Raw genomic sequence first — 21,778 nt, forward strand, 5'->3', positions numbered from 1 at the left:
GGGGCAAGGACGCCCCGGTGCGGCGACAAGCCGCGTGAGCCCAGGCCGGGCGTGTACCGGCCCGGGCGATGGCCAGTAAACGCCAGGAGGGTATTTAGGGGCCTGATTAATTGGTTTCAAGCGGTTGACGCCCTGGCTCGGCATGAGTTCCCGTGCCTTGGCACCAGGCGCCCAGGCGGCGATGAGAATGACTGGCGCGGCTCTGGCCGCTCTAGGAATGCTCCGGTCGTTCATGTTGGGCATCTTCAGGTCGGTCAAAATCGAACCCCAGCGAGTTGGAACGCAAATAGTTCGGCAAGAAACGTTCCAGTTGCCCGACGAAAGACTCCGGCTCGATGGGTTTGGAGAGATAGCCGTCGAACCCGGCAGCAAGCAGAGCGTCGCAATCGCCTGCCATGGCGAAAGCGGTAACTGCCACCACGGGAATGTTCCGGAGGTCGGTACGGCGTCTGAGTTCCCGAATCACGCCATAGCCGTCCAGCTTGGGCAGCTGGATGTCGCAAATAATAAGATCGGGCAGCTCCCGGCGGGCGATCTCCACACCCGCTTCGCCGTCGCGGGCGGCAAGCGTGACATGCCCATACGCTTCCAGCAGATAGGCCATTAGATCCATGCTGTCGGGATTGTCCTCGATGAGGAGTATACGCGCCGGCATCAGCCAGATGTCTTTGACGGCAAGCTTAGGGTGAATGTACTGCCGGCACCGTATTCGCTCCGTACATCGATGTGTCCGCCGATTAGGGAAGCCAGCTTTTGGCAAAGGTACAAGCCCAGTCCGGTGCCTTCGGAGGGACGGTTGGCGGCGGCGTTCACTTGGGTAAACGCCCGAAACAGCTTGGCTTGGTCTTCCGGTTTGATCCCGATGCCGGTGTCCAGCACGCTGACGTCGACCATCGTGTTGCCGTTTTCATGGCGCCGGCTCAACTCGATCGATATCTTGCCCTGTGAGGTGAACTTGACGGCGTTGTTCGCGAGATTGATTAGGATTTGTACGAACGCGCGCCGATCGGTTTCGATGACGATGTCGTCCCGCGGAAGCTCGATCTCGAGTCCGAGGCCTTTTTGTTCCGCCATCGGACGCAGGGTTTCGGCGACCTCCCGAATCGCCTCCTGGCACACAAAGGGTTCCGGATTGGATTTGACTTTGCCCGATTCGATCTTGGCGAGGTCCAGCAAATCATTGATCAGCGACAGCAGATGCTTGGCGCTGGTCTGAATGATCCGGAGCTGTTTTTCCTGTGCCGCGGTGAGAGGCCCCGGCAGCCTCATCAGCATGGTGCCGGTGAAGCCGATGATGGCATTGAGCGGCGTGCGCAGTTCATGGGACATGCCGGCCAGAAAATGGTCCTTGGCCAGATTGGCCCGTTCCAATTCGAGAATCTTCTCGCGCAGGGACTCGTCAAAATGCTTGCGCTCCGTGATGTCTCGGATTGAGGCGATAACGAGGATGCCGTTTTCGGATTCGAGCGCGCTGAGCCCGATATCGGCCGGGAACTCGGAGCCGTCCCGGCGCAGGCCGTGTAGGTCAAATGCGGCATCGATCGGCCGAACCCCCGATTCGTCCAAAAAAGGATTGCTGCGCCCGGCCTGTTCGCCGCGGAAACGATCGGGCATCAGAATATCGACGTTGCGGCCGAGCAGTTCGCTGCGGTCGTAGCCGAACAATTTCTCGGTTTGCGAGTTTACGAATGCGATCCGGCCACCGCGGTCGACGATGACTATAGCGTCCGGCGCCGTTTCCAGTAATTCCCGGAAGCTCTCGGTTCCGGTGATCGCGCCGGACGGGCAGCCCGTTGTCATCGGATTGTTATCGGACTCGATTAGTGACGACATGCCTCAAGCAGATAATGGTGTTCCTGGTCGGACTTCGTCCGCTGTCCAAGGCGGCGAACGAACGCTGTTCTCAGTACTCGGTTCCGCTATTGGTTCGTAGACCGTTTGTCATCTGAAAAAATCCCCTTTTTAGGTGTAAAAAAGTCATTACCCGCATACGCTCCGTGACAATCGTCGATCCGGTTAGCCGGTACTGGATAGCCATGGACCTTCAATCGGCGCGGTTTGTACGGGCTCCCGGTCGGCTCGGGATATAATCCTCCCATGCAAACGATTCCGTTGAATAGTCACCCGTCCACGCCCTGCGAGCTCATCCGCCGTTTCACGGTGCGTGTGCAGAAGACATCGGATGGGGTGCTCGCCCTCGAGTATACGGTCGAAGGGGATGTGGCGGGTCTGCATATTCCGCGCCCTCGGGTTGCACGACGCACCGACGGCCTTTGGCGGCATACTTGCTTCGAGGCATTTCTGATGCACCGCGAAGGGTATTATGAATTCAATTTCGCGCCGTCGAGCGAATGGGCCGTCTATCATTTTGAGTCTTATCGAGACGGCATGTCGGTCGTTAGACAAGCCCCACCTCCGAAAATTTCCCTGACGCTCGATGCCTATCGGCTTGGGCTGAATGCAATGATCGACCTGAACGGTCTATCGACCGAGATCGAGAACGCAACCCTGAGCCTGGCATTGTCTGCCGTGATCGAAGAGCAGGACGGTAGGCTATCGTATTGGGCGTTCAAGCACCCGCCGGGCCAGCCGGATTTCCATCACCCGGACGGTTTCGCGCTCAGGCTCGATTCCGCCGGCAACAACTGAGATTTGCCACAAGGAGACATCGATGAAGTTTGGCATCGACCGGCTGCTCGACAGCCCGGATCTTCGCAAGCCGCTCCGGGGCCGCCGTGTGGCCTTGCTCGCTCATCCAGCCTCCGTCACCGCCGATCTGGTTCATTCCTTGGACGCGCTGGCCGCGCTCGACGGCATCAAGCTCGCGGCCGCTTTCGGACCTCAGCACGGTCTGCGCGGCGACAAGCAGGACAATATGGTCGAGTCGCCGGATTACACCGATCCAGCGCACGGCATTCCGGTCTTCAGCCTATACGGCGAAGTCCGGCGCCCGACCGACGCCATGATGGACAGCTTCGACGTGCTGCTGGTCGATCTGCAGGATCTCGGCTGCCGAATTTATACCTTCATCACGACTTTGCGATACGTACTGGAGGAGGCGGCCAAGAAAGGCAAGACAGTCTGGGTGCTGGACCGGCCGAATCCGGCGGGCCGTCCGATCGAGGGGCTGCGATTGCGAGCCGGTTGGGAGAGTTTCGTGGGGGCCGGCGCGCTTCCCATGCGGCATGGACTTACGCTGGGCGAGTTGGGCCGCTGGTTCGTGGAGAGCCTGCGCCTCGACGTGGATTACCACGTGGTGACGATGGAAGGCTGGGACCCGGCGAATGCGCCGGGCTACGGTTGGCCGCTGGGCGAACGCACCTGGATCAATCCCAGCCCTAACGCGCCGAATCTATGGATGGCGCGCTGCTACGCCGGCACGGTCATGCTGGAAGGCACGACCTTGTCCGAGGGCCGCGGCACCACCCGTCCCTTGGAACTTTTCGGCGCGCCCGATCTGGACGCGAACCGGATCGTCGCCGAGATGCGGGCGCTGGCTCCGGGCTGGCTGCAAGGCTGTCGGCTGCGCGTCTGCTGGTTCGAACCGACGTTCCACAAGCATGCCGGAAAGCTATGCGAAGGCGTGCAGATTCACGTCGAGGACGGCGCCTACGATCATCAAGGATTTCGGCCCTGGCGCCTGCAGGCACTGGCATTCAAAGCGATTCGCAATCTCTGGCCGGACTACGATCTCTGGCGCGATTTTCCTTACGAGTACGAATACGATCGTCTCGCCATCGATCTGATTAACGGTAGCGAACTGCTGCGCCAATGGGTGGACGACGCCGATGCCGCTCCGCGCGATCTCGATGCGCTGACATTGCCGGATGAACGCTCATGGCAGGAAGAGCGGGAAGAGGTACTGCTGTATCGGTGATCAGTTTCCAGCCGGTATTCTTCCGTTTTGGGGATACGGCCAAAAACAGCCGACGTTTCAAATGGTCCTCGGTCCAAGTCTTTGTTTCTTTACCGTAACATGTTTGTTTTTGCGGCTTTTGGACCTCGGGCAATAGCACGTAAATTCTTATTGATAGCTCGCAGGCGCCGTATCATCTAGCTTTGCGAGATAGAGCAAAACGAGCTGACGGGAGCGGTTCATGCCGTGGGCCCATTATTTGTAACGGAAATGATGCAATTTCCATCTCAGCTTTCCCGTTTGCGGCGTCAGGGAATTTTACGTATCTAACGCCTTGTTTTAGTGTGAGAAGCCGGTCAGATATCACTATTGTGAAACATTTCCGGTCGGATAAAGGGCTCCTTTGGCCTCGTTTTTTTGAAGAGCGCGTCAAAGATTTTTACGGGTCCGAGGCTGCATGGCAGAAGCCGTTTGTCGAGCAAGATGTGCAGGTTGAGGGAATGTTCACCGACCGCCAACCGCAGTAAACGTGAATCCAGCGGCCGAAACAGGAAACGCCATCGGCAGCGAGTTTTTGGAAAACGGCTCTGCCCTCATCGTGAGAAAAGACGAATCGTCCGCCTTTGCCGCGGAGCATCGCGTGATATACGGTTGAATAAACGAAAGCCGGCTGAATGCTCCTGAAACGCGCTTAGAAGAGAAAAAAATGCCGGCAGGAAGCCGGCGTTTTTGTTTCGATTCGGCCAAATGACTCTAAGCTTCCGGATCGTACATATCGTGCTTTATCGTATGGCGGTTGGCTATCAGTTCGTCGATCGACGGTTCGTCGTTGAGCGCTCGCTTGATGGCCAGCTTGGTCGCCTCGTAATTGGTGCGGTACAGGTCCTTTTCGTCCAGATTGGGATCTTTGGCGCACTCGGGATCGATCCAGACCAGGCTGATGATGCAGAGGTCATTGACCTGATCGCGAGGAATGATGCCTTCGATCACGCAATCCAGCACGGCATCCGCCGTGGCCGACTGAACCACGCCGCCGAACAGGTTGACGTAAGCGCTGCTTTTCATGGTGACTTTCGGCACCATCAGGGTGGCCGGGCGCACCTGCTGATTGCAGGCTCTGATCGCGAACATGCGGGTATGGCCCGCGGTCTGCCCCATCATGTTGGCGAAGGCTTGTCCGACCGGGCCGTTCACATCGCCGATCAGAATTTCCGGCATGGCGTCGGTATATTGTCCCTCGGCGGCGAGTACGGTGGCTTCGCCGGTCTTGAAGATGATCTTGTCGGACATGGTCTGTCTCCTTAATTGTTTTTTGAAAAAGTCGATATCCGGGGTAGGGAACCGAAGGTGTGCGCGATCCCGACGCCGCCGGAATATTTTCGGACCGTCGTCACTCTATTTCTTAATCCAGCGCCCCGATGGCGATCTGACGTACTGACCCGGCGGAGTTTTCTCGATCGCCGTTTTCCCGGCCAATGTCTCGACAACATTTAAACTGGTGCCGTTGGTTTTGGCGACCTGTTCGTATTTCTGGCGGCGCTTTGCGTTGATATCCGCGATGAGAGCCCTGACATCCGCGGGCGGATTGGGCACGACCGCCTCAAGATAACCGTTAGGCTGTTCGCCCACCAAACCTTGCCTCTTCGCCTCGTCGAGACCGATCGCCCAACTCTGCGACGGCCAGCCGACCATGCCTAGCAGCAACGCCAATAAGGGAGCAATGACCCCACGCAAAGGAAAATATTTGGACATGGCAAATCCTCGTTCGAATCAGAACAGTCCGCTCTCTTTCGAGAGAATCTCTTCCAAGTCTTTTTCGACTTTGACCCGGACTTCGTGATCGATCTTGACGTTGAGATTGATGGTGATGGGCTCCTGCGGCGCAGCCAACTCGACTCGAGGGGTACATGCTGCCAAGAGCGCCATCACGGCGACAGAAGAGACCTTTGCAAAAAAAGTGTCTCGCATCATTGTTGTTTTCTGTATCGAGGCCGAAAAGAGCGGCTGAGGATAGCATCGGGATTTCCCGAGATCTAGCCGCCTTATCGATTCCGTCTAATGTATTTTCCGGTAATGCTCCTGGATTTGCTGGTTCATGCGGTCGGTCAAATCGTCGGCGACGCTCAGGCTGCGCAGGAGCATCAAGATGTTTTCCTGGAGGTTTAGATTGAGATGTATAGGCCGGCCGGACTGCCAATCCGGGTTGTGCCCCTTCAGTTCGACCCGTAGCGTCAAGTCGCCTTTTGGGGTGCTGTCGGCCTTGGCCTTCAGTGTGTTGTACTGGAGGTTGCTCAGGGCCTGATTCACGAACTGTAGGCTCAAATTGTCTTTCGCCATCGCTTTGACTTGTTCCGTCGGCCGATAGCGAATCCAGCCTCCGGGCGGACGCGCCTCAAGCTCGCCCCCGCGGAGCGCAACGTGGGTATTGGTGATTTCCAAGGGCAGCCGTCCGTCGAGGAGGCCCGAACCTTCCACGCCTTGGTGTCTTTCAAGCGCGATGATTTGACTCAGGGACAACCCTTTTAGCGTAAGGGTCACCGGGGTCCCCGGATGGACGGTATCCCATCGAACGGGAATGGCATGGATCGTTCCGCCGAGGATATTGGCGCCAAACTGCCTTAGGTCGATTATCGGGCCGGCGCTTCCGGCGTAACTCGTAACCGCCGCTTTCATGTCCAGGTGGGTGACTGAAACTCCCGAATCCAGGTGTTCGACACTGACTCGAGCGGGATCGACGGTTCGTAAACCGTCTCGGTCAGACAGGACGAGATGGGCGTCCAAGCCTTCAAACCGGATTGTTTTGAATCGGCCGGCCAGACCGTTTGCGTCGACGGTGACCTCGTTTTCGAACCGCAGCGTTTCGCCGGCGCCATGCTTGGCCGACCGCCTCCAGGAGCTGCCCCCGAAGCCGTGGATACGGCCCCCATGGAAGTCGATGGGAAAAGGCCAGGGTTCCAGCAATCGGCTCAGCGTGAAGCCGGATTCACCGAAAACGACAGGTGCCAGTTCGAACTGCGCCGATCCTTGGCCGCTGGCGAATCGGTGGCGTGCCCGACCGTTAAGGAGCAATTTTCCCTGGGAAAGCGTTGCAGTACTCTGGAGATCAAGCTGCTTCGAATCTCCCTGGAATTTGATCAGTATGTCGCCGGCGGGTAAGGGCTTGCCCTGAAATTTCGGTTTGAGGCCCTTAATGCGCAGATCGCCTCTAGCTTTCCAACCGGCGTTTCCGCCACCGAGCTCGGCGACCTCGAAGCTGAGCGCATCGGCCTCGATCGCGCCCTTCGGCGCAGTTAGGGCTGCCGGCCGGGTCAAGAGCGTAAAAGGCTCGAAGTCCCATCGGGTGGGTTCCGTGCCGTAGTGGAGTTTCGCTCCATTGGCGAGTTCGACATCGATTCCGGAGGATGAGATGCCATTCCAGTCGACTGGGGCAAGATGTATCGGAAATTCGGGCGTGAAGTTAAACGTCAGATTCTCCGGTGCTATTTCGACGAGGCCAGCCAGGCCTTTCGGGAAAGTCATCGCGACCATGGGCTCAGCCGGAGAGTTCATCGGACTCTTGATGCGCGCCGACAACTCCGATTTATCCCCGATGCGCCAACGGATTCGGCTCCCTTCGATCCAAGCGCTAGCTTCGATGCTGGACGCGGCGGTTCGGATGGCGCCGCTCGACGGTTCGATCCTGATCTCGAGATGATGATCGCTGCTGATCTTCACGCCTTCCCATGTTTTGCCCTCAACCGGAACGGCGCCTTGCCAGCGGCTTTCGACGCTGCCCGCCAGCAACGGGAGTTTTTGGTCGGGTCCGAACCAAGGCCGCAGCAAACCGTTGACGGCGTCCAGCCTTGCCCGAGCCGAGCCGGCTATGTTCAGGCGGCCTTTTTCGGTTTCGTCGGCACGGTTGGCGACATGAAGGACCGGAGGTGCCGAAGTTTCGGCAGGCCGGATATCCAGTTCGAACTCGCCGCTCACGGCGGCATGTGCCGAGAACGTGAACGCTTGTTCCTCCGCCGGACGGATTTCTCCGGTCAGTGTCCCCTGTCCGTTTCGGATCTGGGCCGTCGCGTGCGCCGTGTAATTACCGCCTGCTGGAGTTCGGAAATATAGGTCTAAGCGCTCGAGAGACAGTTCATCCGCCGGCAAACGGGACAGCCAATGATTCGGTGCGAAAGCGGTAGGTGCGATGTTTTTGCCGGCATCATGTTGAGCCGGCACCTGGCTATCGACAAAGCTGCTTTCGACCTCTGCTCTTGCGATCCGAATGCTGACAAGCCGCCCCGACAGCAATTCCAAGGGTCGATAGCGAGCCTTCAATCCCGTCGCGCGCAGGGTAAGCGCCCGGTTTCCGGAACGGCGGCTCATTTGAATGGTGTCGAAGCGCAGTTCATCCCAGGACGGGCGTCCGGAATTGACGTCGATCCGAGTAAACCCGGCCAGGGCGAGTCGGTATCGAAGAAATTCCGCAATGACTGCGGGGACCGCCCAATATATCGTGATGAGCGCCAGCATGCCGGCCAGCAGGACGAAATAGCGCCGTTTTTGAGCCGCGGGACCGGTTGCTTTCATCGCGAACATCGGGTGTATTCTTGAATCAAACTTGGCTATGAACGATCGGAGGGCGAATCATGACCGTCATGAAAACCGGGTCCGATAGCAATAGGCTCGATCAGGTCGTTGCCGAAGCCCGGCGTAACCGGGAGGAGCGGGAACGCGGCTATCGGGAGCAGGCTCTGAAACTATACCCTTGGGTTTGCGGGCGTTGCGCCCGTGAGTTTTCACGCGAAAATCTCAGCGAGCTTACGGTCCATCATAGAGATCATAATCACGACAATAATCCGCCGGACGGAAGCAATTGGGAACTGCTTTGCATCTACTGCCACGATAACGAACATTCCCGTTATTTGAACGCAGGGCAATCGAGCGGAGAAGAACGGCAGAATGCGAGCATCACCTTCAAGCCGTTCGCCAACCTCGATGCCCTGTTGAAAAAGCAGGAATCATGAGGCCTAATCCGCGTTTTCCATCTCGAAGGTCGAAGCATGATCGAAGAACGCTTGGTAGACTTGGAAACCAAACTCGCCTATCAGGAAGATACGATTCAGGCATTGAATAACGTCGTGTGCGAACAGCAAAAACAGATCGATCAACTGGAGGCGACTTGCAAGCTTCTCATCGACCGCATCGGGCAGTTGGCGGCAGCTGCCGAGCTGGGCAAGATCGTGGATGAGAAACCGCCCCACTATTGAAATGCCGTGTTGAAAATTTCGAACCAGGTCTGCCTTTCGCTCTCCGAAGTGGAACTCAACCCCACGCGTGCCCAGGGAGCGGGCGGGCAGAACGTTAACAAGGTGTCGACGGCCATTCATTTGCGCTTCGATATCAGGGCATCGTCCTTGCCCGAAATGTATAAGGAAAAACTGCTGACGCTGAAAGATCAGCGCGTTTCGAGCGAAGGCTTCGTCATTATCAAGGCTCAGCAGTTTCGAAGCCAGGAACAGAATCGGGAGGATGCGCTTGCGCGGCTGATTTCGCTGATAAAAAGCGCCGCGGCCACCCGCAAGACGCGAAAATCGACTCGCCCGACCAGAAGCTCTCAGAAAAGGCGGTTGGACAGCAAGAATAAACACGGACGACTCAAGGCATCGAGACGCAAACCAGCCGAGTAGGGCGGGCGATGCCGATCCTATGACCCACGCGTGAGCGAGGCCAATTTCGATTCGAGCCGATTCACGTCTGTCTTCAATTCATCGACCAATCGCTCCAGGCGATCCAGCCGTTCGCGCTCGGAAACCGAAAGCTCAAGCTCTCTTTCCGTATCCTCGCTGTTCGCCGTTAGCTGGTCTTCGCCAAAAAACAAATGCATGAACCTGGATTCGCGCTTTCCCGGCTCGCGCGGCAATCTCGCGATCAGAGGCTCTTCCCGATTCATCAGCTTGGCCAGCGTGTTCTCGACCTCCTGCACGTTGCCGAACTTGCATAGGCGCTCGGTCCGGGTGCGTAATTCGCCCGGCGTTTGCGGCCCACGAAGTAGCAACTCGCAGGCGATACCAGTCTCTTGCTTGGAGAGCTTCAGATCGCCGAATTCCGCATTGCAGAACCGGTGCTGGTATTTGGTGACTCGATTGCCGAATCCGCTGCCGGCACTGACGAGGTATTTCTTTACGAGTCCATCGACTATCTGCTGCACCGTCGCTTCGTCGAGATCGAGCACCGGATCGCGATTGCTTTTCTGATTGCACGCATTGGTCAGGGCGTTGAGCGATAGGGGATATTGTTCGGGGGTGGTGATTTCCTTCTCGATCAAACAACCGATGACGCGGGCTTCATAAGGCGTGAGCTTAATTTTCATTAGGGTTTATACGTAGAGTTTGAAGTGCGGAGCGTTGCCGGCTCAAGGATAATCAAAAATCTAATCTTAGATTGCGCTTTTTGGGAGAGACGAGGATGGCAACCTGTAGAATGGCGTTCATGAATACGGTCACAGACGTCCATCCCTTTTCGTCCTTAACACCCGATTGCGTCATGAACGCATTGGACAGCGCAGGCTTTCACAGCGACGGCAGCCTGTTGGCGCTCCACAGCTACGAGAACCGTGTTTATCGGGTCGGCATGGAAGACGGATCGCCGGTGGTCGTGAAATTCTACCGACCCGGACGGTGGAGCAAAGCCGCCATTCTCGAAGAACATGCCTTCGTTCGGGAGCTTGCGGAGTCCGAATTGCCGGTCGTGCCGGCCTTGCCGGGTGCCGGAGGCTCGACATTGCACGAGTTCGGCGGCTTTCGCTTCGCCGTGTTTCCGACCCAAGGCGGATATGCTCCGGAATTCAACGACCACGCCGCATTGATGCGAATGGGGCGGCTAATCGGCCGTATTCATGCTGTCGGTTCGCTCAAGCCGTATCGGCACCGTCCTGCCCTGGATATCGCCAGTTTCGGCGAAGAGCCCAGAGATTATCTGCTGTCTCACGGCGTGATTCCGGCGGACATCGTCGACGCTTATCGGGAAGCGGCGAATCAAGCGCTAGCGGGCGTGAGACGCTGTTTCGAGCGCGCGGGTTCCGTGCGCACGCTGCGGCTGCACGGAGATTGCTATCCCGGAAATATGTTGTGGGCGGACGATGGTCCGCATTTCGTCGATTTCGACGACAGCCGCATGGGGCCTGCGATCCAGGATTTGTGGATGCTGTTGTCGGGAGACAGTACGGAGATGACGCAGCAATTGAGTCCTTTGCTCTCCGGTTACCAAAGTTTTTTCGAGTTCGATACCCGCGAGCTGCATTTAATCGAAGCGCTGCGCACCCTGCGGCTGATTCACTACACCGCATGGATCGCAAGACGCTGGGATGACCCCGCTTTCCCGATCGCATTTCCGTGGTTCAATACGCCGCGTTACTGGCACGACCGGATACTTGAACTGCGCGAACAGATTGCCGCAATGGACGTACCACCGCTTTGCCCGGCATGAAAACGGGCAAACGATGAAGAATGGCGCCCTGCGATCGCAGGTGCTGTCCGAAGAGTGACTTAGCGGGTAAGTCGTTCCGGCCTTTCCGAGTTCGGAGAGGCCGGAACGGATTCTAACCGGCGCCGAGGCGGGGCTCTGCCGCCGGTTTAGCGAATATCAATAGCGGTGTCCGCCGCCGCCGAATCCGCCGCTGCGTCGGCCGCCACCGAAACCGCCGCCGGATCTTTCTTCGCGGGGGCGGGCCTCGTTAACGGTGAGGCTACGTCCACCGACCTCTTTGCCATGCAGGGCGCTGATTGCGGCTCGGGCCTGTTGATCGGTACCCATTTCTACGAAGCCGAAGCCTTTGGAGCGGCCGGTTTCGCGATCCATGATCACGTTCGCGGACTGCACCGTACCATGTGGGGCGAAGAGTTGCTCCAGCTCGCTGTTGTCAATGCTGTAGCTCAGGTTGCCGACATACAATTTCGTACTCATCAAAAATTCCTCGATAGGAAAACAAACAAAAAACACTTAATAAACACAGATCGAGCCCGTAATCGCGGGTGCGCTGGGTCTATTAATAAACACCTTTTCTGGAAAGGATTCTGTAGGTAAAAGTTCGTGCTGGACACGAAAGCTTTCGTATATTAGTCCGGTTCACTCGCCCGGTACTTAACGTCGCCGGCCGCGGCCGCTCCGCTCGCGGGGACGCTCCTGATTAACCCGAAGACTGTTGCCCCTCAAGTTGCGGCCATTCAGTCCGGCGATTGCCGCGCGCGCTTCGTGGCCCTCCATCTCGACGAAGCCGAAGCCGCGGCAACGACCGGAAAAAATGTCGCGAGCCAGTTCGATCGAGCGTACCCGGCCGTATTCCGCAAAAAGTTCGTTGAACTCCCGTTCGGTAGTATCGGCCGGCAGATTTCCGGCATAAATTCTCAGCATGGATTGTCTCCTGTGGGCGCAACCAAGATAGGCGGCGTCATGGTTGAATGATCCGAGGGCATGGACCGATCGATCCGCGCCTCGGCGTTGATTGCCGCATCAGCCGGGTAATCTGTGGACCAGGATTTCCGACTGTTTGCGGTGTATAGCCTTCCGGTGAAGGAAGAGCGGGAAGTTTGCGGCCAAGCAGCTGCTCGATGTTTTTCAGCTGTAAAGTTTCGTGTCGAAAGACCGGCGATGCTGCATCGTTGTTCGAGCCGGTACGGCCTATGCGACGTACGTATTCTGCCGCCGATACCCGTCTGGGCTTCGGTTAGCAAATCACCTCCATTTAGTACGGCTGGAATGGTCTGCGATTGGATCGGCGTGGGAGCCGTGTGGGCTTGATCGGCGACAATGCGTGACGGGATGTTGGATAGGCTGAGAGACTCAAAGGGCATTCGAACTTTCCTGGCTCTTGCCTGCCACGACGAGCGTGGCACCGGTCGAGCACGAGCACTGTTGCTGTGACCACAGGGCGGACCCGAAGGACGCACCGCGTGCGGTTTGCGGGAGGAGGCGGGGACTAGCAGGTGCCGTTAAGGCATTGACTGAAAGGAAAATTCCGTATCCTCGTGGCGAAGACCGGTCTTGCGCCGCGACAAACTATGTGCAGCCTACTCCAATTTCGTCAAAGAAGCTAGTCCGATCGTAGAAAACGTATTCGAACATGGAACATCGACAGCACGGCGGTATGGCAAGTACCACTTTAACCTTTCGATCAACCACAACCGTCCGCTTTTTTCACCGAGCGAACGCCTGAGTTTTTGCCAGCTTGTAGTTGCCGTTCTTGGGGCTTAATGACGCATTGGTTCTGGTCGCGGTGCCGCCGGCCTTGACGTTGCCGGGATAGCTTACCTTAACGTGAGCTGATGCCCCTTTGTTTTCCGGTTGCTGCGCTGCCAGACGATTCTGCTGCGCCCGGTACGCGATCTGCCGGAGTGTACCCGAGGGTAGCCAGACCGCCGTGCCGGCGGGTAAAGCCGCCCTGTCGGACTGAGCCGGTCCGCTCCAGGCCGCATTCAGGGCGATGAGCTGAGACTTGTCGGTTGCGTATTGACGAGCCAAAGTCGAAACGAAGGTATTCTGCGTTATGACGACACGGTCCCAGTCAAGAGGCTTTTCATATCGTATGCCCTCGGCAAAGAAACGTTCGGGCTGACTGGCGACCTCCCGTGCTGCCAGAAATTCGGCGTAGAAATTACGGGAAGCGAAACCGAATTGGGGATGGTCGTAATCGGAAACGATCCGCATGAAGTCATGGCCGAAAGACTGCTTCGCGCGCATCATGCCCGAAATGCCATGATTGTAGGACGTGATTGCCAGGGGCCAGCTGCCGAGCTTGCCGTAGGCATAGCTTAGATAACGGGCGGCGCCGTGAGCCGAAGCGATGGGATCCAGGCGCTCGTCGATGATCGTGTTGACGTTCATGAATCGCTCGGCCGCCCCGCGCGTAAACTGCCACACGCCCACGGCGCCTGCCGAGGAACGCGCCTGCGTTTGGAACGACGATTCCACATGGGGCAAATGCGCTAAATCCTCGGGGAGGCCCGCGTGGCGGAAAATCTCCCGAAAGTGGCGATCATAACGACCGCTGATTTCCAAACCCCTCTTGAAGCGCTCGCGAAGGCCGCGCTGACCGCGGAGCCGCTCGCTCGCGCCCAGTAGTGCCGTCTTGAGATCCCCGCGTGGACTGATCTTCACGGCCAGTCTTCGGTCGTCCTGGGTCAGAGGAATTCCCGCAGAGACCTTTTGTTCCAGGTCGCGCAATCGGGACTGCCAATAGGCTGTCCGTTCGCGCACCAGTTCTTTCTGGATCGGGGTATAGCCCTCGGTGATATTGCCGGGGAGCTGAATCACTTCATAAATCACATCCAGAAAACGGTTATCGTGCAGAACGACTTGAGAACGGCTCCAGACGCCGTAGACATTGCGCCAGAAGGCGACTTGCGTTTCCAGGGCCACGGGCTTCGGGAACATACCCGAGGTAATCGAGACGGAAGACATCGCGCGAAGCCGCGACGATGCATCCGCCGATTGCGCCATCGAGGCCGCGGGTGCTACGGCCTTCTGGTGAAGGCTTCCATGGTGAATCCGATGATGTTTTTGCATCGTGGAAGGACCGGAACAGCCGCCTGCCATGAGAACAGGCACAACCATCAGAAGACACTGGATCAGTCTGCGAGTCATCGACGAGCCCCCCAAGCCGGCTCAAGAATTTTTTTCGGAAGAAACGCTTTTCGCCGAGAACTCAAACGACCCGCGATTGCGGATCGAAATTCGGCTACGTGGATAAAATCATTGTAGCTCGAGTATGCGGAAAGTTGGGGGACATTCGAGTTAGCAGAGTTTTTCCAGCTAACGTCGGCGGCCACCGCCGCCGCGCCGGCCGCGCGGCCGCTCTTCGTTAACGCGTAGCGTGTTGCCCCGCAGATTGCGGCCGTTCAATCCGGCGATCGCCGCACGCGCCTCATGACCCTCCATCTCGACGAAGCCGAAGCCGCGGCAACGTCCCGAAAAGATATCGCGAGCCAATTCGATCGAGCGTACTCGTCCATAGGCCGCAAATAGTTCGGTAAACTCCTGTTCCGTCATATCCGGGGGGAGATTGCCGGCATACACTCTCAACATAATGCTTCTCCTTTGGTGCCGTCCGGATAGGCCTGACATGGTTCCATACGAAGTCCAACCGGGCTGCAACGTTTCGTTGGGGAAAACCGCCTGGTGGGGTGAGGCCCGATGCGCTGCACGAGATTTGGACGAGGAGGCGAGGCTTGAGGGACGTCTGGCAGTGTAGTTGCCTGACAAGATCGAATCCTCGGGGTGCAGCGCTCTTCGCCACCGAACGATAATAGGTCAAGGATACCGCGATGGCATCGCTTTATCCAAAACCGCTTATGTCGCGAAGATCGGAGTCGGCCCGGTTCGGCAGTCAGCATATGACAAGAACCGGCCAGCAAACGTTCGTGTCGCCGTGCTGCCAACATCGCTCCTCTTCGAGGAACCGGGCGAACGGTTCGTGATCCGTGTAGACGCTTCCGTCGGATATGAAGAAATGCTCGAAAGGACCGAAACGTTCGGACCCGCCGCCAAAGGTGTCCTCAAAATGAATCGAGGCGCCGGTCCGGCAGTCGCATCGGGAAAATAAATTGCCCTGAATCTCCCAGAAGTGGTTTTGATAGCGCCCCACGATTTCGTTGTCCGGACCTTGGCGAATCACATGACCGCTGATTCGAAAATACGGGGCCGGACCCAAAGTAACAGCATGTTCCGGAATGACGGATTCGAAGCTTAATCGGACCATAATCGCATGCTCCATAGAATTTCTTGAATCGCTTCTCCTTCCCGACACCGAAAAGGCACACTGGTTCACTGACCGGCAGGCTGCCGGCTATGAAGACCAAGATCGCGATAGCCGTGAATTTCTGTGGATTTCGAGATCTTGCGATCGGTACTTGGACGGGCCGGATACTTATCGTTTGTTGTTTTTCGAGACAAAAAACGAACAATTCCGCCCCACGGTTAGGCCATGGGCAGAGCGAAAAACGACGCTAAGGAGAACTTCGGAAGCTCTTCGTTTCCGGTCCTCTTAATTTTTCGTTCGGGCGCGATGGAAAAGTCCACTGTCCAAACCTGCGATCTTCTCCGGCCAAGGCGGCAAGGTCGGCGGCATAGCCTTGTAATTTCTCGTCCAGGGCAGCTCGCTGTTCGGGCGTTGCGGACGTAATTACTTTGGCGATCAACTCCGCATTCGACTGACGTAGGGTCTGAATATAGGCGCGCCGCTGGGGGTCTGTTTGGTCGGCCAGTTCGGCGAAATAGGTGCGAATCCAGTCCGTTGCGACTCGCTCCTCCGGCTTCCGTTCCTGGATTTTCGAAAGCAGGGCTAGAAAATCGCGCTGCCGTGCTTCGCGCTCGTCTGCCCAGGTGTAGTTGCCGTTGTCGCGTCCGGCTATGGCGTTTCGGATGATGGTTCGTTGTTCGTCGGTGAGTTTCCCGAGCCAAAACTCGGCACGCTTGATAAAAAGCTTCGCCTTGGCTCCGGGGGCATTGTCCGCGCTGTTATGCAGATAACCGTATTTCTTTCGGAATTGTGCATTGTCATCGCTGAGTTCGCGCTGTACCTGCCTGATCTGATTAGGCTTGAGCGTCAGTGCGAGCCTGGCGATTTCCGGGGCGGCCCGCTCGCCGAGTATTTCCAGTCGTCGGTTGATCCTCTGCTGAAAATCAGTAACCTCGGATGGCGTCATCGGCCCCTTTGCTTTCGTCCGAATGTCGTCGAGTAAGGCCGAATAAGCATGCAATTGCGTCGCGCGATGCCAGGCCAGTAACGCGTTGATTCGATCTTTAGCCAAGGTTTTCTGCGTCTTTTCCAGATCGAAATACTCATCAAGCCGGAAGATCAGCAAGGTATCCGCATGGTTATAACCGAACCGAATGCTGGTGCAGGCCGCGAGCGGCAGCACTATCGCGGATACGACGATCAAGTGCCATCGGCGGATCAGGATGGTGAGGGACGATACGTTCATTTGCCGTCCATATTCTGGCGAATACACGTCGAGCTCCTATCGTGAGGTACGCTGTCACTTAGTAGAAGAGAAAAATTCAAAGCCATTGCGAACGATTTCAGTTTACGAAGCGGAGCCAGTTAGATTTCGACCACGGTCCCGAGTTCGATCACACGGTCCGGAGGTATTCTGAAAAAGTCCATGGCGCTCTCGGTATTGCGCGCCAGGCGGATAAAGAGGCGCTCGCGCCAGAGAGCCATACCCGGGCGGGGCGTCGAAATGACGGCTTCCCGGCTGAAGAAAAACGAGGCATTGGCCAAATCGATCTCGAGGTCCCGTTCTTTGCACAAGGCCAGGGCGTCCGGCACATTGGGCTCCTGATTGAAACCGAAGTAAATCTTGACTCGGTATAACTCGTCGCCGAAGTGCCTGATTTTGATGCGTTCGGAGCGAGGCACCCAGGGCACGTCTTTGACGATTACGGTCAGCACGATCACCCGTTCGTGCAGAATCTTGTTGATCGCCAGATTGTTCAAGAGGGACTGAGGGACACCCCGGCGGCCGGCTGTGAGATAAATGGCGGTTCCGGGAATACGCCGCGGCGGTTCTGCGTGAAAACGCATGAGCAAGGTTTCGAACGATATCGCTCTTTCGTTCAAGCGTTTTCCGAGCAACGTGCGTCCTTGTTGCCAGGTGGTCATCACGGTAAACAGGACAACGCCAACCCCAAGGGGAATCCACCCGCCTTGGGTGAATTTCAAGCTATTGGCCATAAGGAAGGCGGTGTCGATAATCAAGAAGCAGCCTACGACCGCCAGGCTGGTCATCCATCTCCATTGCCAGAGCCTTTTGAATACGAAGAAAGCCAACAGGCTCGTGATGACCATCGTGCCGGTAACGGCGATGCCGTAAGCGGCGGCCAATCGTTGGGACGATTCGAATTGCACGACCAGGGTAAAGACTGCGGCCAATAAAAGCCAATTGACGACCGGCAGGTAGATTTGGCCGGGGAAAAACAGCGACGTGTGATAAATACGCACCCGCGGCAAGTAACCAAGCTGGATCGCCTGCAACGTCGTCGAGAATACCCCGGAAATTACGGCTTGGGACGCAATCACCGTCGTAATCGTCGCCAATATGAGCAGCGGGAGGGCTCCCCATTCCGGTGCTAGAAGGTAGAACGGATTTTGGGTAGCCTCCGATTCGCGCAGCAGCAATGCGCCTTGGCCAAAGTAGTTCAGCAACAGGGCCGGAAGAGCCACGGCAAACCAGGCCATGCGAATCGGCCGAACGCCGAAATGGCCGATATCCGCATAAAGAGCTTCGGCTCCGGTCACCACCAAGACAACCGCGCCCAGGACCACCAGCGAATACCATTCCTCTTCGATCAAAAAACGAGCGCCGTACCACGGATTCGCTGCTACCAATACCTGCGGGGTAGCGAGAATGCTGCGCGCACCGAGGATTCCGAGGCAAAAAAACCATAGGAGCATGATCGGGCCGAACAGCCGGCCGACACGACTCGTACCCTTGCGTTGGAGAAGAAATAAAAGGGTCAGGATCGCCAGGGTCACCGGCACGACAAATTCGTTGAGTTTCGGAGCCACGACCGCCAGGCCTTCGACGGCGCTCGTAACCGTAACTGCGGGTGTGAGAATGCCGTCGCCATAAAATAAGGCGGCGCCGATGAGACCGATCAGAACGATTACGCGTCGCCGGCGGGGTGAATCGATCGCAGCGCGAGACGCAAGCGATACCAAGGCCATGATTCCGCCTTCGCCTCGGTTGTCGGCCCGCAGCATGATCGCGGCATATTTCAGGCAGACGATCACGATCAGCGACCAGAAAATAAGTGACAGCACGCCGAGTATATTGGTCTCGCTGGGCGCAATGGCGTGAGGTCCGCTGAAGGCGACGCGCATGGCATAAAGCGGACTGGTGCCGATGTCGCCGAACACGATTCCGAGCGTGCCGACCAGCGTAACGGTTCTACCGGGCTTTAGGCGTTGCAATGTCGAATGCGCTTGCATTTTTCAGGCGTGTGGCGGTCGAGACGAACGATGGTTGCACTTCACAATGCGGAGATCCTTGTGTTTTATCAATGACCGCTCACGGCAGACTTTGCCCTTTGACTCCTCGGCCGGCTCATTGCTCCCCAGAACGGCAACGCAAAGACCCGTCCGACGGCCGTCTCCGGGTTTAACGACAGACGGGCGTCGAAAGATTGGCGGTTGTTCGCTGGACCGTGCCAGGCGCTCACCTTTACGATACTCGCCTTAGAATTGAGGGGCGTACCGTTAACCCGATGAAAATGTCCCATACTTAGCTCCTATACAGTCGATCGCGGTTAGCTGTGGCCCGATCGGCCATAACGAATGCAGCGATTCGGAACGGCCTATGCGAGATCGGTAGCGTACTGCCGAAACGGTTTTCAAGGCATTGGGCTTTGAACGCGACCGATGCGAGTCGTTCTCAACGGGGTGGTGGATGAAGGTAGATACACTAATGCAATCGGAGGAACGGCTTCGGCGAAACCGCAACTCCTTGCTGGAGCAACAACGCGCGCTGGCCTCGCTAACGCGTAGCGAAATTTTTTCGGCTGAGGATGCGCTCGAGGCGATTCGCCTGCTGACTCGAACCACCGCGACGGAGTTGGACATCGAGCGCATCAGTGTATGGCGGTTTACCGAAGACCGGCTCGCCATCGAATGCATGGATCTCTACGAGCGCTCCCGGCAACGGCACAGTTCCGGGATGACATTACGCCAGGAGGATTTTCCGAGCTATTTCAAAGGACTTGAAACCGAGGAAGCCATCGTGGCGAACGATGCGTGTCATCATCCTTCTACCGCCGAGTTTTCCGCTGTGTACCTGCGTCCTTTACGGATCAGCTCGATGCTCGATGTGCCGATACACGTCTTCGGGCGCGTCGAGGGCGTCCTATGCTGCGAGCACACCGGCGAAACGCTCAGCTGGTCTGCGGAAGAACGCTTTTTCGCCATTGCCGTGGCCAATCTCGCCGCTCTCGTGATCGAACAAAACGAGCGCAAACGTACCGAGGCCTTGTTGCGCGGCCAGAGAGACATGCTGGAGATGATCGCCAACGGAGCGCCCCTCGAGCATACCCTGGCTGCACTGGCGCGTACGATCGAACAGCAGGATGACAAAATACTCTGCTCGGTGCTTCTCCTGGATAAGGACGGCGTTCATTTGCGGCATGGGGCCGCCCCGAGTATTCCCGACGATTACAACCGGCAAATAGACGGTATCGCCATCGGACCTTCCGTGGGATCTTGCGGCACTGCGGCATTTCACCGGCAAACGGTAATTACCAGCGATATTCGGACGGATCCCCGTTGGGCCGCCTTTCGCGATCTCGCCGAGCAGTACGGACTTCGCGCCTGTTGGTCGACACCCATTTTCGACGCGAGGCAAAACGTCATCGGTACCTTTGCCGTTTACTATCGCGAACCGCAGCGGCCTTCGGACAAACACGCCAGGCTGGTAGAGACGGCGATTCATACCGCTGCGATCGCCATCGAGCGCAGTCGGGTCGAGGACCGGATCCAGCGTCTCGCTTTTTACGATGCGCTAACAGGGCTTCCGAACCGTGCCTTGTTGATGGACAGGGCTGCGCAGGCCTTAGCGCTTTCAGCCCGTGACAAGAAAGAAACGGCCCTGCTGTTTCTGGATCTCGACCGATTCAAAACGGTCAACGACTCCCTGGGACATCATGTCGGCGACGGGCTATTGCGGAGCATTGCGGGCCGCTTGCGGGGATGCCTGCGGGATACGGACACCGTGTCCCGGCTGGGAGGCGACGAATTCGTCGTACTGCTCCCGGAAACGGGAGGCGACTCGGCCGCTCAGACCGCCGAAAGGATTCTGAGCGTGGTCGCGCAGCCTTATGTCATCGAGGATTACCGGCTGAGCATCACGCCGAGCATCGGCATCAGCATGTATCCGCAGGACGGCGGCGACGTGGAATCCTTGGTCAAACATGCCGATACCGCCATGTATCACGCTAAAGAAAAAGGACGCAATACTTATCAATTCTTTACCGAAAGCATGAATTCCGCCGTGCTGGAGCGGCTTACGATCGAAAGCGGTCTGCGGCAGGCTCTGGAACGTGACGAATTCTTGCTGGAGTATCAGCCTCAGTACGATATCGAGACGCACGGATTGGTAGGCCTCGAGGCCTTGATCCGCTGGCAGCATCCGGAATGGGGCCGGGTAGCGCCGGGCCGGTTTATTCCCATCGCCGAAGAAAGCGGCCTCATCGTTCCGATCGGGGAATGGGTGATCCGCGAGGCCTGCCGCCAAAACGTGTACTTGCAATCCCTCGGTTTCGCCAAGGTTCCGGTTGCCGTCAACATTGCCTCGCCACAATTCGTTCAGCGATTCGAAGACCTCGTCGCACGGGTGTTGGGAGAAACGGGTATGGAGCCCGAGTATCTTGAACTCGAGTTGACCGAGGGAATCGTCATGCAAGGAGAGGGATCGATTCAGAAACGCTTGCACAAGCTCAAGGACATGGGCGTAAAGTTGGCTATCGACGATTTTGGGACGGGCTATTCAAGCCTCAGTTATCTCAAGCGATTCCCGATCGACAAGCTGAAGATCGATCAGTCCTTCGTGCGCGACATCATCGATGATCAGGACGATCTTGCGATAACCCGCGCAGTGATCAGTCTGGGCCACAGCCTTCGACTGACGGTTATCGCCGAAGGCGTCGAAACGGAGCAGCAATTGGCCTTTCTGCGGGATGAAGGTTGCGATCAAGCTCAAGGCTTTTTCTTCAGCCGTCCTCTTTCTGTCAAAGCGCTAGGCGACTGGTTTTTCGAGAGTTCGACGAAGGCTTAGACAAAATCTCGGTGGGATTCCTCGGCAAGGTATTCGACCGCTCGCGGAGTCCCGGTGATGCCGAACGGAAAGACTCGGCGGCGATCCAACGGTTACTGTTGACCCTCGCCGCGCGGGTTTTCAGTAT

21 protein-coding genes are annotated in these 21,778 nt (G+C 57.3%); 7 read left to right on the forward strand and 14 right to left on the reverse strand.

What is annotated here, in order from left to right:
- Positions 1 to 211 precede the first annotated feature (211 nt).
- A complete protein-coding gene (locus ACR2TX_RS16495; RefSeq protein WP_077730133.1) occupies positions 212 to 655 on the reverse strand; it encodes a response regulator in 444 nt (147 codons plus the stop codon).
- On the reverse strand, positions 655 to 1,800 hold the full coding sequence (locus tag ACR2TX_RS16500) for a PAS domain-containing sensor histidine kinase (RefSeq protein WP_347257623.1): 1,146 nt from the start codon (positions 1,798 to 1,800) through the stop codon (positions 655 to 657). Before ACR2TX_RS16500 ends, ACR2TX_RS16495 begins: the two co-directional genes overlap by 1 nt.
- Before the next feature lie 297 nt (positions 1,801 to 2,097).
- Between ACR2TX_RS16500 and ACR2TX_RS16505 the strand changes: the two genes are divergently transcribed.
- Together ACR2TX_RS16505 and ACR2TX_RS16510 are read left to right on the forward strand one after the other, a co-directional pair.
- A complete protein-coding gene (locus ACR2TX_RS16505) occupies positions 2,098 to 2,649 on the forward strand; it encodes a DOMON-like domain-containing protein (protein ID WP_434130183.1) in 552 nt (183 codons plus the stop codon).
- Positions 2,650 to 2,671: 22 nt separating this feature from the next.
- Entirely contained in the window at positions 2,672 to 3,877 is a 1,206-nt protein-coding gene (locus ACR2TX_RS16510) for an exo-beta-N-acetylmuramidase NamZ family protein (protein ID WP_086135581.1), read from the forward strand.
- A gap of 732 nt (positions 3,878 to 4,609) precedes the next feature.
- On the opposite strand, the gene fae is transcribed toward ACR2TX_RS16510, so the two are convergent.
- The 4 genes from fae to ACR2TX_RS16530 form a co-directional block, all read right to left on the reverse strand.
- Positions 4,610 to 5,146 (reverse strand): formaldehyde-activating enzyme, encoded by a 537-nt coding sequence (gene fae, locus ACR2TX_RS16515; RefSeq protein WP_077730137.1) that lies wholly within the window; start codon positions 5,144 to 5,146, stop codon positions 4,610 to 4,612.
- A 105-nt stretch (positions 5,147 to 5,251) separates the two neighbouring features.
- Positions 5,252 to 5,608, reverse strand: coding sequence for a YdbL family protein (locus ACR2TX_RS16520; protein WP_205781147.1), 357 nt, complete (start codon positions 5,606 to 5,608; stop codon positions 5,252 to 5,254).
- A gap of 18 nt (positions 5,609 to 5,626) precedes the next feature.
- Positions 5,627 to 5,824 carry a YnbE family lipoprotein gene (locus ACR2TX_RS16525; protein ID WP_077730199.1) on the reverse strand — a complete coding sequence of 66 codons (198 nt, stop codon included), beginning with the start codon at positions 5,822 to 5,824 and terminating at the stop codon, positions 5,627 to 5,629.
- A gap of 87 nt (positions 5,825 to 5,911) precedes the next feature.
- Positions 5,912 to 8,428 (reverse strand): YdbH domain-containing protein, encoded by a 2,517-nt coding sequence (locus ACR2TX_RS16530; RefSeq protein ID WP_434130186.1) that lies wholly within the window; start codon positions 8,426 to 8,428, stop codon positions 5,912 to 5,914.
- A gap of 50 nt (positions 8,429 to 8,478) precedes the next feature.
- On the opposite strand from ACR2TX_RS16530, the gene ACR2TX_RS16535 reads away from it, so the two are divergent.
- From ACR2TX_RS16535 to arfB, 3 genes are read left to right on the forward strand one after another with little or no spacing between them, the layout of a single operon-like run.
- On the forward strand, positions 8,479 to 8,856 hold the full coding sequence (locus ACR2TX_RS16535; RefSeq protein WP_434130188.1) for a YajD family HNH nuclease: 378 nt from the start codon (positions 8,479 to 8,481) through the stop codon (positions 8,854 to 8,856).
- 36 nt (positions 8,857 to 8,892) lie between these two features.
- On the forward strand, positions 8,893 to 9,099 hold the full coding sequence (locus tag ACR2TX_RS16540) for a SlyX family protein (RefSeq protein ID WP_077730141.1): 207 nt from the start codon (positions 8,893 to 8,895) through the stop codon (positions 9,097 to 9,099).
- Positions 9,100 to 9,105: 6 nt separating this feature from the next.
- Entirely contained in the window at positions 9,106 to 9,519 is a 414-nt protein-coding gene (gene arfB, locus ACR2TX_RS16545) for an alternative ribosome rescue aminoacyl-tRNA hydrolase ArfB (protein WP_133717297.1), read from the forward strand.
- Positions 9,520 to 9,536: 17 nt separating this feature from the next.
- Here arfB and ACR2TX_RS16550 read toward each other — a convergent pair whose 3' ends face one another.
- Positions 9,537 to 10,202 carry a YceH family protein gene (locus tag ACR2TX_RS16550; protein WP_434112444.1) on the reverse strand — a complete coding sequence of 222 codons (666 nt, stop codon included), beginning with the start codon at positions 10,200 to 10,202 and terminating at the stop codon, positions 9,537 to 9,539.
- Between the two features lie 95 nt (positions 10,203 to 10,297).
- Between ACR2TX_RS16550 and ACR2TX_RS16555 the strand changes: the two genes are divergently transcribed.
- On the forward strand, positions 10,298 to 11,317 hold the full coding sequence (locus tag ACR2TX_RS16555) for a serine/threonine protein kinase (protein ID WP_434130190.1): 1,020 nt from the start codon (positions 10,298 to 10,300) through the stop codon (positions 11,315 to 11,317).
- 156 nt (positions 11,318 to 11,473) lie between these two features.
- Here ACR2TX_RS16555 and ACR2TX_RS16560 read toward each other — a convergent pair whose 3' ends face one another.
- From ACR2TX_RS16560 to ACR2TX_RS16590, 7 genes are all read right to left on the reverse strand, one after another.
- Entirely contained in the window at positions 11,474 to 11,794 is a 321-nt protein-coding gene (locus tag ACR2TX_RS16560; RefSeq protein WP_077730144.1) for an RNA recognition motif domain-containing protein, read from the reverse strand.
- Between the two features lie 177 nt (positions 11,795 to 11,971).
- Positions 11,972 to 12,241, reverse strand: coding sequence for an RNA recognition motif domain-containing protein (locus ACR2TX_RS16565; RefSeq protein WP_077730145.1), 270 nt, complete (start codon positions 12,239 to 12,241; stop codon positions 11,972 to 11,974).
- A 783-nt stretch (positions 12,242 to 13,024) separates the two neighbouring features.
- Positions 13,025 to 14,470 carry a lytic transglycosylase domain-containing protein gene (locus tag ACR2TX_RS16570; protein ID WP_434130192.1) on the reverse strand — a complete coding sequence of 482 codons (1,446 nt, stop codon included), beginning with the start codon at positions 14,468 to 14,470 and terminating at the stop codon, positions 13,025 to 13,027.
- A 168-nt stretch (positions 14,471 to 14,638) separates the two neighbouring features.
- Positions 14,639 to 14,911 (reverse strand): RNA recognition motif domain-containing protein, encoded by a 273-nt coding sequence (locus ACR2TX_RS16575; RefSeq protein ID WP_077730146.1) that lies wholly within the window; start codon positions 14,909 to 14,911, stop codon positions 14,639 to 14,641.
- 301 nt (positions 14,912 to 15,212) lie between these two features.
- Positions 15,213 to 15,584, reverse strand: coding sequence for a hypothetical protein (locus ACR2TX_RS16580; protein ID WP_139841173.1), 372 nt, complete (start codon positions 15,582 to 15,584; stop codon positions 15,213 to 15,215).
- Positions 15,585 to 15,831: 247 nt separating this feature from the next.
- Positions 15,832 to 16,809: a DUF6279 family lipoprotein gene (locus tag ACR2TX_RS16585; protein ID WP_347257569.1), complete on the reverse strand. Its 978-nt coding sequence runs from the start codon at positions 16,807 to 16,809 to the stop codon at positions 15,832 to 15,834.
- A gap of 119 nt (positions 16,810 to 16,928) precedes the next feature.
- A complete protein-coding gene (locus tag ACR2TX_RS16590; RefSeq protein WP_347257570.1) occupies positions 16,929 to 18,818 on the reverse strand; it encodes a potassium transporter Kup in 1,890 nt (629 codons plus the stop codon).
- Positions 18,819 to 19,275: 457 nt separating this feature from the next.
- Between ACR2TX_RS16590 and ACR2TX_RS16595 the strand changes: the two genes are divergently transcribed.
- Positions 19,276 to 21,651, forward strand: a complete 2,376-nt coding sequence (locus tag ACR2TX_RS16595) for a sensor domain-containing phosphodiesterase (RefSeq protein WP_077730150.1) — start codon at positions 19,276 to 19,278, stop codon at positions 21,649 to 21,651.
- Positions 21,652 to 21,778 lie beyond the last annotated feature (127 nt).

The sequence above is a fragment of the Methylocaldum sp. GT1BB genome, assembly GCF_051027545.1.
Classification (GTDB): Bacteria; Pseudomonadota; Gammaproteobacteria; order Methylococcales; family Methylococcaceae; genus Methylocaldum.

Bases quoted from the DNA above. Each gene is read 5' to 3' on its own strand.
- ACR2TX_RS16590 (WP_347257570.1), bottom strand. From the start codon at position 18,818: ATGCAAGCGCATTCGACATTGCAACGCCTAAAGCCCGGTAGAACCGTT.
- fae (WP_077730137.1), bottom strand. From the start codon at position 5,146: ATGTCCGACAAGATCATCTTCAAGACCGGCGAAGCCACCGTACTCGCC.
- ACR2TX_RS16535 (WP_434130188.1), top strand. From the start codon at position 8,479: ATGACCGTCATGAAAACCGGGTCCGATAGCAATAGGCTCGATCAGGTC.
- ACR2TX_RS16585 (WP_347257569.1), bottom strand. From the start codon at position 16,809: ATGAACGTATCGTCCCTCACCATCCTGATCCGCCGATGGCACTTGATC.
- ACR2TX_RS16595 (WP_077730150.1), top strand. From the start codon at position 19,276: ATGAAGGTAGATACACTAATGCAATCGGAGGAACGGCTTCGGCGAAAC.
- ACR2TX_RS16525 (WP_077730199.1), bottom strand. From the start codon at position 5,824: ATGCGAGACACTTTTTTTGCAAAGGTCTCTTCTGTCGCCGTGATGGCG.
- ACR2TX_RS16540 (WP_077730141.1), top strand. From the start codon at position 8,893: ATGATCGAAGAACGCTTGGTAGACTTGGAAACCAAACTCGCCTATCAG.
- ACR2TX_RS16495 (WP_077730133.1), bottom strand. From the start codon at position 655: ATGCCGGCGCGTATACTCCTCATCGAGGACAATCCCGACAGCATGGAT.
- ACR2TX_RS16570 (WP_434130192.1), bottom strand. From the start codon at position 14,470: ATGACTCGCAGACTGATCCAGTGTCTTCTGATGGTTGTGCCTGTTCTC.
- ACR2TX_RS16575 (WP_077730146.1), bottom strand. From the start codon at position 14,911: ATGTTGAGAGTGTATGCCGGCAATCTCCCCCCGGATATGACGGAACAG.
- ACR2TX_RS16580 (WP_139841173.1), bottom strand. From the start codon at position 15,584: ATGGTCCGATTAAGCTTCGAATCCGTCATTCCGGAACATGCTGTTACT.
- ACR2TX_RS16510 (WP_086135581.1), top strand. From the start codon at position 2,672: ATGAAGTTTGGCATCGACCGGCTGCTCGACAGCCCGGATCTTCGCAAG.
- ACR2TX_RS16555 (WP_434130190.1), top strand. From the start codon at position 10,298: ATGGCAACCTGTAGAATGGCGTTCATGAATACGGTCACAGACGTCCAT.
- ACR2TX_RS16520 (WP_205781147.1), bottom strand. From the start codon at position 5,608: ATGTCCAAATATTTTCCTTTGCGTGGGGTCATTGCTCCCTTATTGGCG.
- ACR2TX_RS16565 (WP_077730145.1), bottom strand. From the start codon at position 12,241: ATGCTGAGAATTTATGCCGGAAATCTGCCGGCCGATACTACCGAACGG.
- ACR2TX_RS16530 (WP_434130186.1), bottom strand. From the start codon at position 8,428: ATGTTCGCGATGAAAGCAACCGGTCCCGCGGCTCAAAAACGGCGCTAT.
- ACR2TX_RS16550 (WP_434112444.1), bottom strand. From the start codon at position 10,202: ATGAAAATTAAGCTCACGCCTTATGAAGCCCGCGTCATCGGTTGTTTG.
- ACR2TX_RS16500 (WP_347257623.1), bottom strand. From the start codon at position 1,800: ATGACAACGGGCTGCCCGTCCGGCGCGATCACCGGAACCGAGAGCTTC.
- ACR2TX_RS16505 (WP_434130183.1), top strand. From the start codon at position 2,098: ATGCAAACGATTCCGTTGAATAGTCACCCGTCCACGCCCTGCGAGCTC.
- ACR2TX_RS16560 (WP_077730144.1), bottom strand. From the start codon at position 11,794: ATGAGTACGAAATTGTATGTCGGCAACCTGAGCTACAGCATTGACAAC.